Here is a 15,949-nt window from a genome sequence, read left to right as displayed (position 1 = left end):
AATAAGATGTCTGAAGTATTAACTGTCGAATGCCCGACATGTGGCAACACAGTAATATGGGGCGAAATTAGCCCATATCGCCCATTTTGCAGCAAACGTTGCCAATTAATCGACTTGGGCGAATGGGCCAGCGAAGAAAAGAAAATATTGAGTCAGAGCGACAGCTCAGAAAATGATAGCTGGAGCGAAGAACCGGATCAGTAATATCACTTAGATTACATCGCGGCAGCACCGATTTTATTTGGTACTGCTGCGATGTGATTATCTAAAAATGGATCAACTTAAAAGAGTGATACCAGTTTCTTAATGAGAGCCATTTTTAGTCAAAAAAGCGACAATACTACGATTTGCAGGCGGGAATTCATCAGCAATTAATTCTGATTGCAAAACCCAGCGGAAAGGCTGTCCTTCTTTACCAAATGGTTCATTTTCCCATTCATCGGCTAGAAAAAAGTAGAGTGTGATATTTCTGTCAGGAAACTCATGTGTGATGGTATCCACCAATTCACAATGAGTTACCGTGATCCCAACTTCTTCCTTTAATTCTCTAATCAATGCCTGTTCAGGCGTCTCTCCCTGTTCAAGTTTCCCTCCGGGAAATTCCCAAAAACCGCCCATATGTGAATCAGCACTACGCTGAGTGATAAAAATTTGATCATTGCTATTTTTAATGATGCCTGCCGCAATACGCAGATGTTTTTTTTCCATAATTGTTTTTCTTGCAGTTTATTATTTAACCTAGGTGATTATCTATTGCAGACTACATTAAAATTAGCTTAAATCGCAAACTTGTATTTCATTCAATATTTAATCGCTTTTTATCAAATACCTCTCTATACAAAAACATATCATGTAAAAACAGACGGCAAACAGTGTAAGAAATTAACCTATAAATAGATTAAAACCACTATTTTAAAGATTAAGGAAGCATCGTTTATGCAATATGACGTTCAATCATTGATCGAGGCAAAAAAATCGCCTATCAGTTTTCTGGTGAAGTAACTCCCTTATTTTCGGGTATTGGTAAACCTTGGCTGGCATCGATACTGGCACAACAAACATCTCCCACAGAAGGTAGTGTGAAGCATTTCTGTGATGTAGGATATTTATCACAAGACTTGGCATCTTTTGCCGGCAATACCGCCGATATGCTAGGACTGACCAAAATCATGAGTGCCAATGAACGTGTTCTGGCGGGTAACGCCTTCATATCGCCTAATGGATCAACATTTTTCATTTCTTGATAAAAACCAATCCGCACTGCATAACTTTCAGTTATAGTCACCAGGCCGGACTGAAGATCGCTACCGTATTCGATTGGCACAATTACGTATTCGCGAGAAAAAGCTCTGAAGCCTGTCGGCTATCTGATGACCAATTCATTGAAGGTGTAGGCAATATGCAGGAATTGGCCTTCAAATCTATTTCTTAAGCAACGTTCCTTGAAGAACATTCTTGGCAGAATCAGATTTAAGGACTTTTGCTAAACCAGCCAGTGGCAGTTCACCACTGGCGCTATTGACTTAGCTTAATTATAAGCGGCCGTGGCAATGCTTATATTTCTTGCCAGAACCACACGGGCAAGGATCGTTACGTCCAACTTTACGCTCCCCATTTGCCAGCTGTGCTTCCGCTTCTGACATCAACGCCCCCTGTTCCACTTCGTGGCTAAGATGCTGCTGTCTTGCCAAACGTTCTGCGTCCTCACGACGTTGCTGCTCAAGCGCTTCGACTTCTTCTGGCATTCTGACTTGAACTTTGCTCAAGGTGCTAATCACTTCATATTTCAGTGATTCCAGCATATTTGCAAACATGGCAAAAGATTCACGCTTGTATTCTTGTTTTGGATCTTTTTGTGCATAACCACGCAGATGAATACCTTGACGCAGGTAATCCATCGCTGCCAAATGTTCTTTCCACAGCGTATCCAAAGTTTGCAACATGATGCCTTTTTCAAAGTTACGCATCATTTCTGCACTGACGATTTCTTCTTTCTGTTTATAAACCTCAATCGCCTTCTCAAGAATACGTTCACGCAGTGTTTCTTCGTGCAATTCCGGTTCCTTGTCCAGCCATTCCTTGATCGGCATATCCAGATCGAAATCGTTGGCTAAGCGCTCCTGCAAGCCTTCAACATCCCACATTTCTTCCAGTGATTGTGGCGGGATATAGGCATCAATCGTTACCTTGAAGACATCTTCACGAATGCTGGCAATGGTTTCGCTGACATCACGCACATCAAGCAAGTCGTTACGCTGGGCATAAATTGCACGGCGCTGATCATTGGCAACATCATCATATTCCAGCAATTGCTTACGGATATCAAAGTTACGGCTTTCAACTTTACGCTGGGCATTGGCAATCGCTTTGGTAACCCATGGATGCTCAATCGCTTCACCCGGTTGCATACCAAGTTTACGCATCATGCCGGTGACGCGATCTGAAGCAAAAATACGCATCAAAGAGTCTTCCATTGAGAGATAGAAGCGCGAAGAACCCGCATCCCCCTGACGCCCTGCACGGCCACGTAACTGGTTATCAATACGGCGTGATTCATGGCGCTCTGTACCGACAATATGTAAGCCGCCAGCTGCTAATACCGCATCATGGCGCTCTTGCCATGCAGTTTTAATTTTCTCGATTTGTTCTTCAGTTGGCTCGTTCAGTTTGGCAATTTCTGTCTGCCAGCTTCCGCCCAACACAATATCTGTACCACGTCCCGCCATGTTGGTCGCAATAGTCACCGTGCTGGCCTGACCAGCCTGAGCGATGATGTCTGCTTCCATTGCATGGAATTTCGCGTTCAAGACGTTATGTGCAATACCCGCTTGAGTTAATGCATTAGAAACGAGTTCTGATTTCTCAATCGAAATTGTCCCCACCAGCACTGGCTGACCATTGCTTGTACGCTCTCTGATATCTTCAATGATCGCCTCAATTTTTTCCGCTTCTGTCATATAAACCAGATCCGATAAATCTTGGCGGATCATTGGACGGTTGGTTGGAACGACGATGGTATCCAGTTTATAAATGGAGCTGAATTCAAAGGCTTCGGTGTCGGCGGTTCCCGTCATCCCAGCCAATTTTTCATATATGCGGAAATAGTTCTGGAACGTGATTGAAGCCAGTGTCTGGTTTTCATTCTGAATTTCAACACCTTCTTTAGCTTCCACTGCCTGATGCAGACCATCAGACCAGCGACGCCCCTGCATGGTACGCCCAGTATGTTCGTCAACAATGATGACTTCGCCATCTTTAACGATATAGTCTACATCGCGGGTAAACAGGACATGGGCACGCAGAGCTGCCGTCACATGGTGCATCAGCATGATGTTGGTCGGTGAATACAGAGATTCGCCTTCATCCATCATCTTGGCATCCACCAGCAATTCTTCAACCAACACCAGACCACGCTCGGTCAAGTTGACTTGACGTGTTTTTTCATCAACAGAGAAATGACCTTCACCTTGGAAAGTATCTGAGTCCTCTTTTTCTTGACGGATCAGTTTCGGGATCAGTTTGTCCACTTTGATATAAAGCTCAGAGCTATCTTCCGCAGGCCCTGAAATGATCAATGGCGTACGAGCTTCATCGATCAGAATGGAGTCCACTTCGTCCACCAGCGCATAATGCAGTTTGCGTTGAACTCGCTCTTCTGGACTAAACGCCATGTTGTCACGCAGATAGTCGAAACCATACTCATTGTTGGTTCCGTAAGTAATGTCTGCGGCATAGGCTTCACGTTTTGCCGGAGCTGGCATACCCGGTAAGTTAATCCCCACACTCAGGCCAAGAAACTCAAACAGGGGTCGGTTATTCTCGGCATCACGCTGTGCCAGATAGTCGTTCACGGTAACAACATGGACACCTCGCCCAGTTAAGGCGTTAAGATAAGCAGGCAATGTTGCTGTCAGCGTTTTACCTTCACCGGTACGCATCTCCGCTATGCAGCGTTCATTCAATACCATTCCGCCCAACAACTGCACATCAAAGTGACGCATGCCAAATACACGCTTACTGGCTTCACGCACAGTAGCAAAGGCTTCTGGCAGAATTTTTTCCAGTGATTCCCCTTCTTTCAAGCGAGCACGGAACTGCTCCGTTTTCGCTTTCAGTTCTTCATCAGAGAGTTTTTCAAAATCCGGCTCCATGCGGTTGATCACCTCAACCCCTTTACGCAAACGACGCAAGGTACGGTCATTACGGCTACCAAAAATTTTAGTCAGTAATTTAATCAGCATAATTAGTACATCTCAGATAGGGCTATTGTTATAGCCAACCAATCATTTCTTAAAAACTGGCTTATTCAATCAGATTAAATAAGCCAGAAGCATTAAAGTAAAGATAAATGATTGGACATTGGCCCAGCCCTAATTCCCTGAATTTTAGCTACCCAGAGTGCTGGAGTGTGGGTATCAGGAAGAATAGCCAGCACCATCGCAACATCTGAACTAGCTTCATCAAATGGCGTTGATGTTTGTGTCAACATGGCATGCAACGTATCCAACATAAGTTGTTGCATGGATGGAGAGGAAATCCGGGTACTTTCTTTTGCTACTTCGTACCTGACAGGTTCCGTAATCGAAAAAGCAAAAGAAAGTTGACGGATGACGTTACGAACAGCATGTTGCTGCCAGTAATTTAAATAATTCGAAGGCTGACGCTGGGCACTTTTTAATTGAAACAAGTGTAATTGAAATAAGTGCTCAAACGAGGAAAACGCTTGATTTTGGTTTCCTTGGGCAGAAGAAGTATTCGTATGGGGGAGACTTTCTGCTACTCCGGCGAAAACAGTCGGAACACCAATTCCTGTGGCAACCATGCCCAGTAAAAGGTGAGACCAAAAATAACGCCTACCAAATTGTCGCCAAAGATTTAAAATACTCATTAACCCTTCATTAATAAATACTGGAACTGCTTTATATTATGCGAGATAACCGCCCACAATCACTGGATACGCTGTTTGAAGACGCTGCGACTGTCGGGAAAAGCCCACTTCAGATGATTCAAAAACATGCCATCGCATTATTGAAACTCAATCGTGCCGTTCTCAGTTTACTTCCTGCTCAGTTGCACCCATGGTGCAGAGTTGCCAATTATCGCAAACAAATTCTGGTACTGGAAGCAGGAAATGCCGGCTGGATGACCCGACTTCGTTATGAAATCCCCGTTTTGCTTTCTACCCTGAGAAGCGAAATTCTACCATCTTTATCATCAATCGACATCAGGATTAATCCATCATTAATGGTTAAGTGTGATAATAATGCACAGGGCATCTCAAAATCACCCATAAAGGCATCCAATAATGATAATCAGGATTTACCAAAGCGCCAGCTGACTCATGAAAGTGCAGAAACGTTAATGATGCTGGCTGAACGTAGCCCTGAAAAATTGAAAAGGAAATTGGAACGATTGGCTGCACTGGCCGGAGAGGGTACCAGTACAGCCAAGAAGAAGCGCTAGCGCTGAATGAAAAACATCAGCGAAAGGAACGTAATAGATAACATAACCCACTGGTGCATCATAGGAATGTTCTCAACACTCTTTAGCAATACACACGTTAGCTATCATGCCAACACCAGTGATGGAGCACGGAAAGCCAGTGGCATTTCAGCTTCATCTTCAAATGTGACAAATTCCCAAGCGCTTTCATGCGCCAAGACAGCTTGCAGCAGCTTATTGTTCAGTGCATGGCCTGATTTGAACGCGGTAAAGGCGCCAATGATGTTGTAGCCACACATAAACAGATCGCCGATAGCGTCCAGCATTTTATGGCGAACGAACTCATCTTCGAAACGCAGACCATCTTCATTGAGTACTCGGTAATCATCTACCACAATCGCACAATCGAAGCTGCCGCCGAGGCACAGACCTTTAGATTGCAAATACTCAATATCACGCATAAACCCGAAAGTACGCGCACGACTAATCTGGCGAACAAATGAATCGGCTGAGAAGTCCAGACTATAACGCTGTGAACCGGAATCAATCGCTGGATGGTTAAAGTCGATAGTAAAATCCAAACTGAAACCGTGATATGGTGTCAATTCAGCCCATTTATCACCATCTTCCACACGAATGCACTCTTTCATGCGCACGAATTTTTTCGCGACATTCAGCTCTTCAATACCCGCATCCAATAACAGGAAAACGAACGGGCTGGCGCTACCGTCCATAATCGGAATTTCTGGTGCATCGACGTCAATAACAATGTTATCGATCCCCAGACCTGCCAACGCCGCATTCAAATGCTCAACGGTTGAAATCCGCACATTATGCTCATTCACCAGACAAGTACAGAGCATAGTATCACGCACAGATTTGGCATCTGCTGGAAAATCTACCGGAGGATTCAAGTCAGTACGACGATAGATGACCCCGGTATTAGCCGGCGCTGGACGCATTGTCAGCGTGACTTTCTTACCGGTGTGCAAACCGACGCCGGTCGCTTGAACAATACGTTTTAATGTCCTTTGTTTGATCATCGTTTATATCTCGCAATGTTACTTATCCCGCCAATCACTATAAATCATGACTGGCAGGATAGTTTAGCACAAAAAGCGGAGAAACCAATTTTTTAGCTATTAATCAGCCTGCTTACGCAAAAACGCAGGAATGTCGAGATAATCAGGCTCTTTGCTCGTATGCGCATTTTGGTCATTAACGACTTTTGCTGCTGTTTTGTTCTCATCAGGCAATGAAGAGAGTCCGCCTGGCATTTGCTGATAACGGCGATCTATCGTGTTTGCCTGAGGTGCTTTGTTACTGGTCACCAGCGTAATTTCTGGACGTTTATCCATCCCAATGCCTGTTGCCACAACGGTAACACGCAACTCATCGTTCATGTCTGGATCCAATGACGTACCGATAACCACCGTCGCATTATCAGAGGCAAATGCACGGATTGTGTTACCAACCGTTTCAAATTCATCCAGACGCAGGTCAAAGCCCGCTGTAATGTTAACCAGAACGCCGCGCGCACCAGAGAGATCAATATCTTCCAACAATGGGCTGGAGATAGCCATTTCTGCTGCTTCTTCCGCACGATCTTCACCCTGTGCGATACCAGAGCCCATCATGGCGTAACCCATCTCAGACATCACGGTACGAACGTCAGCGAAGTCAACGTTCATCAGCCCTGGGCGAGTGATTAGTTCAGCAATCCCCTGTACCGCCCCCTTCAGGACGTCATTGGCTGCACCGAACGCATCCAGCAGGGAAATACCGCGACCCAGGACTTTCAATAATTTGTCATTTGGAATGGTGATCAATGAGTCCACGTGCTTGGACAGTTCAGTGATCCCTTGTTCCGCGAAGGCCATACGCTTTTTGCCTTCGAAATTAAATGGCTTAGTGACAACAGCAACAGTCAAAATGCCAAGTTCTTTAGCAATTTCAGCCACAACAGGGGCGGCACCGGTTCCCGTCCCCCCCCCCATACCTGCGGCGATGAATACCATGTCAGCACCTTCCAGTGCCGTACGCAGTGACTCACGATCTTCTTCCGCAGCAGTACGGCCAACTTCAGGGTTTGCACCAGCACCCAATCCTTTTGTAATGCCGTTGCCAATCTGGATAGTCTGACCAACAGCCGTCTTACGCAGAGCCTGAGCATCAGTGTTAACCGCAAAGAAGTCTACGCCTTCAATACGCTCACGCACCATGTGCTCTACAGCATTACCGCCGCCGCCGCCGACGCCGATGACTTTAATCACCGCGTCATTGGTTAATTCCAGTGGTTCAAACATAATTTCTCTCCGTTTTGTGCCTTTATATCAAGGCCGGCGACATTGTCGTAGCCTCTGTATAAAAAATCAAAATTCTTTTCTCAGCCAGTTGCTGATTTTCTTAAACCAGCCGCTCACTGACGTTCTTTTATCGGCATCAGAATTTCCACCAAGGTGGGATTCTTTGCCATAGTGCAGAAGCCCGACTGCTGTTGAATAACAAGGCTCCTGCACATAATCTGTCAGTCCAGTGATGTTCAGGGGACGACCTATGCGAACTTGGGTATGGAACACCCGCTGGGCACAATCGGCCAGACCATCAATCTGGGCTCCTCCCCCTGTCAGGACAATCCCTGCCGCCAGGTGGTGTTTTACTCCCTGCTGACGCAACTGCTCCTGCAATCGCAAAATTTCATCATTCACTAAATTCAGCAGTTCGGTATAACGAGGTTCGATCACCTCAGCCAGTGTCTGACGCTGCAAACTACGGGGAGGTCGTCCTCCCACGCTTGGGACTTCTACATTTTCATCTTTGCTGACTATCAAACCCAATGCACAGCCGTGACGAACCTTGATGGTTTCAGCATCACTCGGGGGAGTACCAAACGCATAGGCGATATCACTGGTAACCACATTTCCTGCATAAGGGATAACCTTGGTATGTCGCAATGCGCCGCCAGTATATACAGCGATATCCATCGTCCCGCCGCCAATATCAACGACGCAGACCCCCAATTCACGTTCATCTTCCGTCAGCACAGCATAACTTGCTGCCAACCCGGCAAAAATAAGTTGGTCAACTTTCAGTCCACAACGTTCAACAGCTTTTACAATATTTTTCGCCATGTCGTTATGGCAGGTAATCAAGTGGACTTTCGCCTGCATACGCACACCAGAGAGTCCTACTGGATTTTTGATCCCTTCCTGATAGTCAATTGCGTATTCCTGCGGGATCACATGCAAAATACGGTGCTCATCACGAACACGAACCGATTTAGCCGTATGGACAACGCTGTCCACATCATCCTGTGTCACTTCTTCTTCCGAAATCGGTACCATGCCAATTTCGTTCTGACAACTGATATGCTTGCCGGAAAGCGCTAGATAGACTGAAGAGATCTGACAATCCGCCATAAGTTCAGCCTGATCAATAGCACGCTGTACGCATTTAACGACCGATTCAAGGTCGTTGACACCGCCTTTATCCATGCCACGAGATGGACAACTTCCTACTCCGATAATATTAACCATACCATCGGGCAGAATTTCACCAACCAGGGCAGATACCTTTGCTGTCCCGATTTCAAGGCCAACTACCAATTTTCTGTCCGTTGATTTGATCATCGTTATTCTGCCTGTCTCTGTATTATTACCAGTCACTGTTTGTTTTCTTGCCCGTTCATTGAAACCGGCGTATCAGTTAATAAAGGAGCCCAACCTACCGCAGCACCGCTGTCATAACGTAAGTCAACATAAGCCACGCGCTTCTCCGTGTTTTTCAGCAACACAGGATAAAGTTCAATGAAGCGTTTCATTCGCCCTGGTTGATCTCGATTTCCTAGCTCCAACCGGATATCGTTATCCAATATCAATTGCCAGGAGTTACGCGCCGTCATGATCACCGCTTTCAATTTGGTTTGGTGTCCTTCAAGCAAAGCCGCCATTATGCGATATTCTTTCAATACGTCTTTCTCTTTGCCTTCGGGCCCATACAGCATCGGATATTGCCCGTTTGCACTGCGCTCTATCGGCAAACTGAATACTCGGCCTTCTGCATCCAACATTTGAGTATCATTCCAGCGCACATAAGGCACGTATTCTACCAGATGTATTTTCAGTTCATCAGGCCATTGTTTACGCACAGTGACTTGCCGAATCCATGGTAGTTGTTCAATCTTTTCCTGAATGACGTTGACATCCTGAGTCATGAACGTCCCGGGGGCTCCCAAAGACAAAATAGCCTGCCTGACATCATCATTCGTGGTGTAATGACGTTCACCAGTCAACACCAGCTTTGAGAGCGGTAACCTATTCGAGTCTTTCATCCAGTCCAGTGTCATCCAGCCCCCCCATATGATGGTGCCAACCACCATCAGGAAGAAGATCATCCCTGCCAGATAATAACCATTACTAGGACGAGATCCCTGAACCTCGCTCTCCCGCTCCCGAAGATTCCGGGCTGCCTGTGACATATCAATCAGCCAATTCCAAAATTCTCGCTACGAGTTGAGAAAAACTAAGCCCAGCCTGACGCGCAGCAATGGGTACCAGACTATGGTTAGTCATGCCTGGAGAGGTATTCACCTCCAACAGGTAAAAGTTACCGCTGCCATCGTCCATGATATCGACTCGCCCCCAACCACGACATCCAAGCGCTTTATACGCCTTTGATGCAATCGCTACCAACTCCTGCTCTTTTTCCACACTCAAGCCACTTGGACAGAAGTATTGCGTTTCATTGGAAATATATTTCGCATCGTAATCATAAAACACATCCGGAGCCTGAATGCGGATAGAAGGAAGAGCCTCATCACCCAGAAATCCCACGGTATATTCAGGGCCAAACATCCATTTCTCAACCAACACATCAGTATCGTACTGGAATGCCAGTTCCAATGCGCCATACAGCTCGGGATAGTCATTCACTTTGGTCATCCCGACACTGGAACCTTCCAAATTCGGTTTAACCATTAATGGTAGCCCTAATTCTCGAACATATTCTTTGAGCTGCAAATCATTAACTTGTTCAAATTTTTGAGAATTAATTACGACATAAGGAGAAACAGGTAGTTTTGCTCCCTGCCATAGCTGTTTTGTACGCAATTTGTCCATTGACAAGGCTGATGCCATTACGCCACTGCCGGTATAAGGGAGTTGCAAAAACTCCAGTAAACCTTGTAGCGTACCATCTTCACCGCCACGGCCATGCAACGCGATAAAGACTTTGCTGAATCCTTCTTCTTTGAGTTTAGTCACATCAAAGTCTTTTGTATCGACTGAATAGGCATTAATGCCCGCTTCTTTCAGCCCAGACACAATAGCTTGTCCTGATTGCAATGAAACCTCACGCTCAGCGGACGTTCCACCTAACAGAACAGCGACCTTATCAACCATGATGCTCTCCCTCACTAAAAGATGGCTGTAATTTTGTTTCAGCCAGATTACGCGCTATTTTGCCGATATTACCGGCACCCTGTACCAAGACTAAGTCGTTGCTTTCTATAACCTGTGACAGCATGGCTGAGATTTGCTCAGGCTCTGACACAAAAATCGGATCCAATTTTCCACGACTACGGATAGTGCGGCATAAAGAACGGCTATCCGCACCCGGAATCGGGGTTTCACCTGCGGCATACACATCCAGCATCAATAGAACATCTACCTGACCCAGAACATTGGCAAAATCATCATATAAATCACGGGTTCTCGTATAACGATGCGGCTGGAATACCATCACAATACGTTTATCCGTCCAGCCTGCCCGTGCGGCTTTAATCGTGGCGTCAACTTCAGTTGGATGATGACCATAATCATCTACCAACATCACCCGGCCTTCTTTGCCATTAATATGCTTGAGGGAAAAGTCTCCCAGAAAATCAAAGCGGCGCCCAGTTCCCTGAAACTCTGCCAGTGACGATAGAATAGCGGCATCATTGATGCCTTCCTCTGTCGCTACAGCCACGGCAGCCGTCGCATTCAGCGCGTTGTGGCGTCCAGGGGCGTTTAACACCACATGCAGGTCTGGCAAATCATGCCGACTGATGGTGAAAAAACCCTGAGCCCCTTTCTGCTCATAATGGGTAATGCGAACATCCGCTTCCTCACTGAAACCATAGGTCGTGATATAACGCCCGATACGGGGGATCAGTTCTTTCACAACAGGATCGTCAATGCACATCACTGCACGCCCATAGAACGGCAGGTTATGCAGGAAGTTAACGAATGTTTGTTTCAGATTTTCGAAATCGCCCTGATAGGTCTCCATGTGGTCGGCTTCAATATTGGTGACAACCGCCATCATGGGCTGTAAGTGCAAGAATGACGCATCACTTTCATCTGCTTCCGCAATCAGGTAACGGCTGCTGCCTAAACGGGCATGTGTACCTGCTGCCTTCACCAATCCACCATTAACGAATGTAGGATCAAGACCCGCCTGTGCATAAATACCTGCAATCATTGCTGTCGTCGTGGTTTTACCATGCGTTCCCGCAATGGCAATACCGTGCCGGTAACGCATAAGCTCTGCCAGCATTTCAGCACGACGAATCACCGGAATGCGTGCTTCACGAGCAGCCATAATCTCTGGGTTGTCCGCAGAGATGGCGGTGGATGCAACCACCACACTGGCGCCCCGTACATTTTCCGGACGGTGATTAAAATAAATGGTTGCACCCAGAGCAATCAGTTGTTGTGTGACCGGGTTGGGTGCCAGATCAGAACCACTTATCTGATAACCTTCATTAGCCAACACCTCGGCGATACCACCCATGCCAGCACCACCAATGCCGACAAAGTGGATATGCCTGACTTTTCTCATTTCAGGCACTGAAGCTCTTAATTTCGCCAACTGTTGTGTATTCACGTTTTAATCTTCACTCGTTATGTTTACGTCACCGTTCTACTTTCTATTTAGAACAAGAACGGCCTGAATGATTTTCAACAGCATCGATCAATGCTGCTGCCACACGCTCGGTTGCATTAATGATGGCTACTGAGCGTGCCTTTTCTGCCATTTCCAGCAATTGTGGGCGTTGCCACTGAACTAATAGATCTGCCACAGCATCAGCCGTAAATTCGGGCTGTTCGAGTATTTTTGCTGCCCCCGCTTTTTCCAATGGCAAGGCATTCCAATACTGCTGGCGATCTTTATGCTGGAATGGAACAAAAATCGCAGGTAATCCCGCGGCAGAAACTTCGCTGACTGTCAATGCGCCAGAACGACACACTACAATATCTGCCCACGCATAAGCCTGTGCCATATCATCAATAAATTCAGTCACTTTGTATTCAGATTTGGCTGAATTTTCATATTTTTTCTGTGTTTCTTCTTGAGCGCCCTTTCCAGCCTGATGCCAGAATGTGGTTTTATCGCCCAGACGGGCAGCCACTTCTGGCATGGTTTGGTTCAGAATTCTTGCGCCCTGGCTGCCTCCAACAACCAGCACCCGAACAGGGCCTTCACGCCCAGCCAAACGCTGCACAGGTACGGGTAATGCCAATACATCTTCCCGCACTGGGTTGCCGACAACCGGTGCTTTAGGAAATGCTCCCGGGAATGCCTGTAAAACCGTTTTTGCGATTTTGGCCAACCAGCGATTAGTCAGCCCCGCGATGCCATTTTGCTCATGCAGCACAACCGGGATACCACACAACCATGCCGCTATTCCACCCGGCCCAGAGACATATCCGCCCATCCCCAGCACGACATCCGGCTGATAACGACGCATGATGGCTTTTGCCTGCCGAATCGCTTTAAAAATTCTAATCGGAGCAGCAAGCAACGCTTTTATTTCTTTGCCCCTCAGCCCTGAAATCTGAATAAACTCGATGTCAATGCCATGCTTCGGAACCAGATCGGCTTCCATGCGATCAGCGGTTCCCAACCAGCGAACATCCCAACCCTGCTCTTTTAAATGATGGACAACCGCCAGCCCCGGGAACACATGACCGCCCGTACCACCTGCCATCACCATTAAACGCCGGTTTTTGCCACTCATTTAGGGCTCCTTACGAACGCCTGCGCTTTTGTCAGACGCACTTCATAATCAATTCGCAATAACATGACGATGGCCGTCGACATCACAATCAGACTCGAACCACCGTAACTCACCAGAGGTAATGTCAATCCTTTCGTTGGCAGCATACCTGCCGCAGCCCCGACATTGATGAATGCCTGAAAGCTGAACCATACGCCGATTGCACAAGCCAAAAAGCCTGAAAACCGTTGGTCAAGCTGCAATGCCCGGCGGCCGATCATCATTGCGCGGAAAGCGACGAAGAATACCATTGCCAACACGAAAACCACACCGAAATAACCTAATTCTTCGGCTAGAATGGAGAAAATAAAGTCAGTATGGGCTTCGGGCAAATATTCCAGTTTCTGGACTGAATTTCCCAGCCCTTGTCCAAAGAAACTTCCTCGACCAAATGCCATAAGTGATTGGGTTAATTGATAACCGCTGCCGAAAGGATCCTCCCACGGGTCTAAAAAAGAGGTCACTCTGCGCATACGATAAGGTTCAGCAACAATCAGTACGCACACGGCAAATATTCCGCAGCCAATGATGGCTAGAAACTGCCATAATTTCGCTCCCGCCAGAAACAGCAGTGTCAGTGTTGCCACAAATAACACAATAACGGTTCCCAGATCGGGCTGTGCCAGCAGCAGGATAGCCAGTGCAATCATGACACCCATCGGCTTGCAGAACCCCCAGAAGTTATTTCTCACTTCTTCAACTTTTCTGACCAGATAGCTGGAGAGGTAACAAAAAAGTGACAGTTTCGACAATTCGGCAGGCTGAATACGTAATGGGCCAATCGCTACCCAACGTGATGCCCCATTGACCGAGCTACCTACAAACAGCACCAAAACCAACAACATAATCGTGCCCAACAACATGACGTTGCTGTAGCGCTGCCAAAATTCCATCGGAATGCGCAGCGTGATCAGCGACAAGAAAAAGCACAGTAACAAGTAAATCGCATCACGCCGCGCAAAGATAAACGGATCTTGAGCAAGACGCTGACCAACTGGCATAGAGGCAGATGTCACCATGACAAAGCCAATCACAGCCAACCCCAATATCATCCAGACCAGGGTACGATCGTACATGACGATATCTGTGGTATCTGCCTCCACATTTCCCGCCAACCAATTTTTAAATTTACCGAGGCCTGGAATGGTCATCAGCCTAACTCCTCTGCCAAACGGGCAAATTCATGACCACGATGTTCAAAACTATTGAACTGATCAAAGCTCGCACAAGCGGGTGACAGCAGTACCATATCGCCAACAACCAGCTTGGATGCAATTTCTCTCATCGCCTGTTCCATCGTTTCTGTCAGTATTGAGATTTCAGGACGCAGTTGCGCAAGCTGATTCCCATCACGACCAAAACAGTAAAGGCGAATATTATTCCCCGATATGTAGGGTTGCAGCGGGGTAAAGTCCGCCGCTTTTCCATCTCCACCCAATAAAAGATAGAGTGTACCTTCCAGTCTTAATCCACTGAGTGCCGCTTGGGTGCTACCTACATTGGTTGCCTTAGAGTCATTCACCCAGCGAACGCTATTCCTCATATGAACCACCTGAAAACGGTGATCCAACCCTGCATAAGTACGTAATGCCTGAAGACTGGCTTCACGCGGTATACCCACCGCATCCGCCAGTACCAGTGCTGCCAGCCCATTGGTGTAGTTATGTTGCCCAGCCAATTGCATTTCGTGGGTTGCCAGTACGGGATATTGGTTGACCACCAATTGTTGATGTTCGCTATCAAGTTGGTAATCACCACTGTCCACACCAAAGCTGATACAACGGCTATCCTTGCCTGCTACCGGCAAAGTCAGTTCATCCTGAGCATTCACCACACAGACTTTTGCCTGATCATAAATACGCAGTTTTGCAGCACGGTACTGTGGCAATCCTTCAGGATAACGAGCCATATGGTCTTCGGTCACATTCAGCACAGTCGCTGCCGCTGCTTTCAGGCTGTAAGTCGTTTCAAGTTGGAAACTAGAAAGTTCCAGTACGTACAACTGGCAAGGCTGTTTCAGTAATTCCAGAGCAGCAACACCAATGTTGCCTCCCACACCAACCTGCCATCCGGCTTCTTTTGCCATCTCTCCAACTAGAGTGGTCACGGTGCTTTTACCGTTTGAACCCGTAATGGCAACAATCGGGGCAGTGGCTTCACGGCAAAACAGCTCAATATCTCCGACAATTTCAACACCCGCATCAGCCGCTGCCTGCAATTCAGGCGTTGCCAACGCAATACCTGGGCTGGCAACAATCAGGTCAGCATCCATCAGCCATTGTTTATTTAAGCTGCCAGTGTGACACTTAACATCAGCAGGCAGCTTATCACTGCCCGGTGGCACTATACGGGTATCCATCACACGCGGGGTCACGCCACGTGTGATAAAAAAGTCAACGCAGGAAAGGCCTGTCAGCCCTAACCCAACAATGACGACTTTTTTACCCCCGTATTCAGTCATAAGTA

15 protein-coding genes are annotated in these 15,949 nt (G+C 46.9%); 2 read left to right on the top strand and 13 right to left on the bottom strand.

Features of this window, described 5'->3' with window-relative positions; translation table 11 throughout:
• Nucleotides 1-6: 6 nt before the first annotated feature.
• Nucleotides 7-204 carry a DNA gyrase inhibitor YacG gene (gene yacG / locus H8A87_RS15075; RefSeq protein WP_198690761.1) on the top strand — a complete coding sequence of 66 codons (198 nt, stop codon included), beginning with the start codon at nucleotides 7-9 and terminating at the stop codon, nucleotides 202-204.
• Between the two features lie 99 nt (nucleotides 205-303).
• On the opposite strand, the gene mutT is transcribed toward yacG, so the two are convergent.
• The 4 genes from mutT to secM form a co-directional block, all read right to left on the bottom strand.
• The gene (gene mutT / locus H8A87_RS15070) at nucleotides 304-708 is read right to left on the bottom strand and encodes an 8-oxo-dGTP diphosphatase MutT (RefSeq protein WP_198690760.1); all 405 of its coding nucleotides are present in this window, start codon (nucleotides 706-708) and stop codon (nucleotides 304-306) included.
• A gap of 274 nt (nucleotides 709-982) precedes the next feature.
• A complete protein-coding gene (locus H8A87_RS15065; protein WP_198690759.1) occupies nucleotides 983-1,324 on the bottom strand; it encodes a hypothetical protein in 342 nt (113 codons plus the stop codon).
• A gap of 208 nt (nucleotides 1,325-1,532) precedes the next feature.
• The gene (gene secA / locus H8A87_RS15060) at nucleotides 1,533-4,241 is read right to left on the bottom strand and encodes a preprotein translocase subunit SecA (protein ID WP_198690758.1); all 2,709 of its coding nucleotides are present in this window, start codon (nucleotides 4,239-4,241) and stop codon (nucleotides 1,533-1,535) included.
• A gap of 92 nt (nucleotides 4,242-4,333) precedes the next feature.
• On the bottom strand, nucleotides 4,334-4,888 hold the full coding sequence (secM, locus tag H8A87_RS15055) for a secA translation cis-regulator SecM (protein WP_198690757.1): 555 nt from the start codon (nucleotides 4,886-4,888) through the stop codon (nucleotides 4,334-4,336).
• 38 nt (nucleotides 4,889-4,926) lie between these two features.
• Here secM and H8A87_RS15050 point away from each other — a divergent pair, with 38 nt between their 5' ends.
• On the top strand, nucleotides 4,927-5,463 hold the full coding sequence (locus H8A87_RS15050) for a DUF721 domain-containing protein (protein ID WP_198690756.1): 537 nt from the start codon (nucleotides 4,927-4,929) through the stop codon (nucleotides 5,461-5,463).
• A gap of 104 nt (nucleotides 5,464-5,567) precedes the next feature.
• On the opposite strand, the gene lpxC is transcribed toward H8A87_RS15050, so the two are convergent.
• The 9 genes from lpxC to murD all read right to left on the bottom strand — a co-directional run bounded on the left by lpxC (nucleotide 5,568) and on the right by murD (nucleotide 15,944).
• Nucleotides 5,568-6,485: a UDP-3-O-acyl-N-acetylglucosamine deacetylase gene (gene lpxC / locus H8A87_RS15045; protein WP_198690755.1), complete on the bottom strand. Its 918-nt coding sequence runs from the start codon at nucleotides 6,483-6,485 to the stop codon at nucleotides 5,568-5,570.
• 99 nt (nucleotides 6,486-6,584) lie between these two features.
• Nucleotides 6,585-7,748, bottom strand: coding sequence for a cell division protein FtsZ (gene ftsZ / locus H8A87_RS15040; RefSeq protein ID WP_198690754.1), 1,164 nt, complete (start codon nucleotides 7,746-7,748; stop codon nucleotides 6,585-6,587).
• A gap of 66 nt (nucleotides 7,749-7,814) precedes the next feature.
• Complete coding sequence (ftsA, locus tag H8A87_RS15035; RefSeq protein WP_198690753.1) at nucleotides 7,815-9,071, bottom strand: cell division protein FtsA; 1,257 nt, start codon at nucleotides 9,069-9,071, stop codon at nucleotides 7,815-7,817.
• A gap of 32 nt (nucleotides 9,072-9,103) precedes the next feature.
• A complete protein-coding gene (gene ftsQ, locus H8A87_RS15030) occupies nucleotides 9,104-9,919 on the bottom strand; it encodes a cell division protein FtsQ (RefSeq protein WP_198690752.1) in 816 nt (271 codons plus the stop codon).
• A 1-nt stretch (nucleotide 9,920) separates the two neighbouring features.
• On the bottom strand, nucleotides 9,921-10,841 hold the full coding sequence (locus H8A87_RS15025) for a D-alanine--D-alanine ligase (RefSeq protein WP_198690751.1): 921 nt from the start codon (nucleotides 10,839-10,841) through the stop codon (nucleotides 9,921-9,923).
• Nucleotides 10,834-12,309 (bottom strand): UDP-N-acetylmuramate--L-alanine ligase, encoded by a 1,476-nt coding sequence (gene murC / locus H8A87_RS15020; RefSeq protein WP_198690750.1) that lies wholly within the window; start codon nucleotides 12,307-12,309, stop codon nucleotides 10,834-10,836. Before murC ends, H8A87_RS15025 begins: the two co-directional genes overlap by 8 nt.
• A gap of 43 nt (nucleotides 12,310-12,352) precedes the next feature.
• The gene (gene murG, locus H8A87_RS15015; protein WP_198690749.1) at nucleotides 12,353-13,444 is read right to left on the bottom strand and encodes an undecaprenyldiphospho-muramoylpentapeptide beta-N-acetylglucosaminyltransferase; all 1,092 of its coding nucleotides are present in this window, start codon (nucleotides 13,442-13,444) and stop codon (nucleotides 12,353-12,355) included.
• Complete coding sequence (gene ftsW, locus H8A87_RS15010; protein ID WP_198690748.1) at nucleotides 13,441-14,634, bottom strand: cell division protein FtsW; 1,194 nt, start codon at nucleotides 14,632-14,634, stop codon at nucleotides 13,441-13,443. The genes murG and ftsW overlap by 4 nt, the downstream gene beginning before the upstream one ends.
• Entirely contained in the window at nucleotides 14,634-15,944 is a 1,311-nt protein-coding gene (murD, locus tag H8A87_RS15005) for a UDP-N-acetylmuramoyl-L-alanine--D-glutamate ligase (protein WP_198690874.1), read from the bottom strand. The genes ftsW and murD overlap by 1 nt, the downstream gene beginning before the upstream one ends.
• Between the last annotated feature and the right edge of the window lie 5 nt (nucleotides 15,945-15,949).

It is taken from the genome of Xenorhabdus lircayensis (assembly GCF_016306625.1).
Lineage (GTDB): Bacteria > Pseudomonadota > Gammaproteobacteria > Enterobacterales > Enterobacteriaceae > Xenorhabdus > Xenorhabdus lircayensis.
The sequence above is the reverse complement of the archived record's forward strand: the minus strand, read 5'-3'. Positions and strand labels throughout refer to the sequence as shown.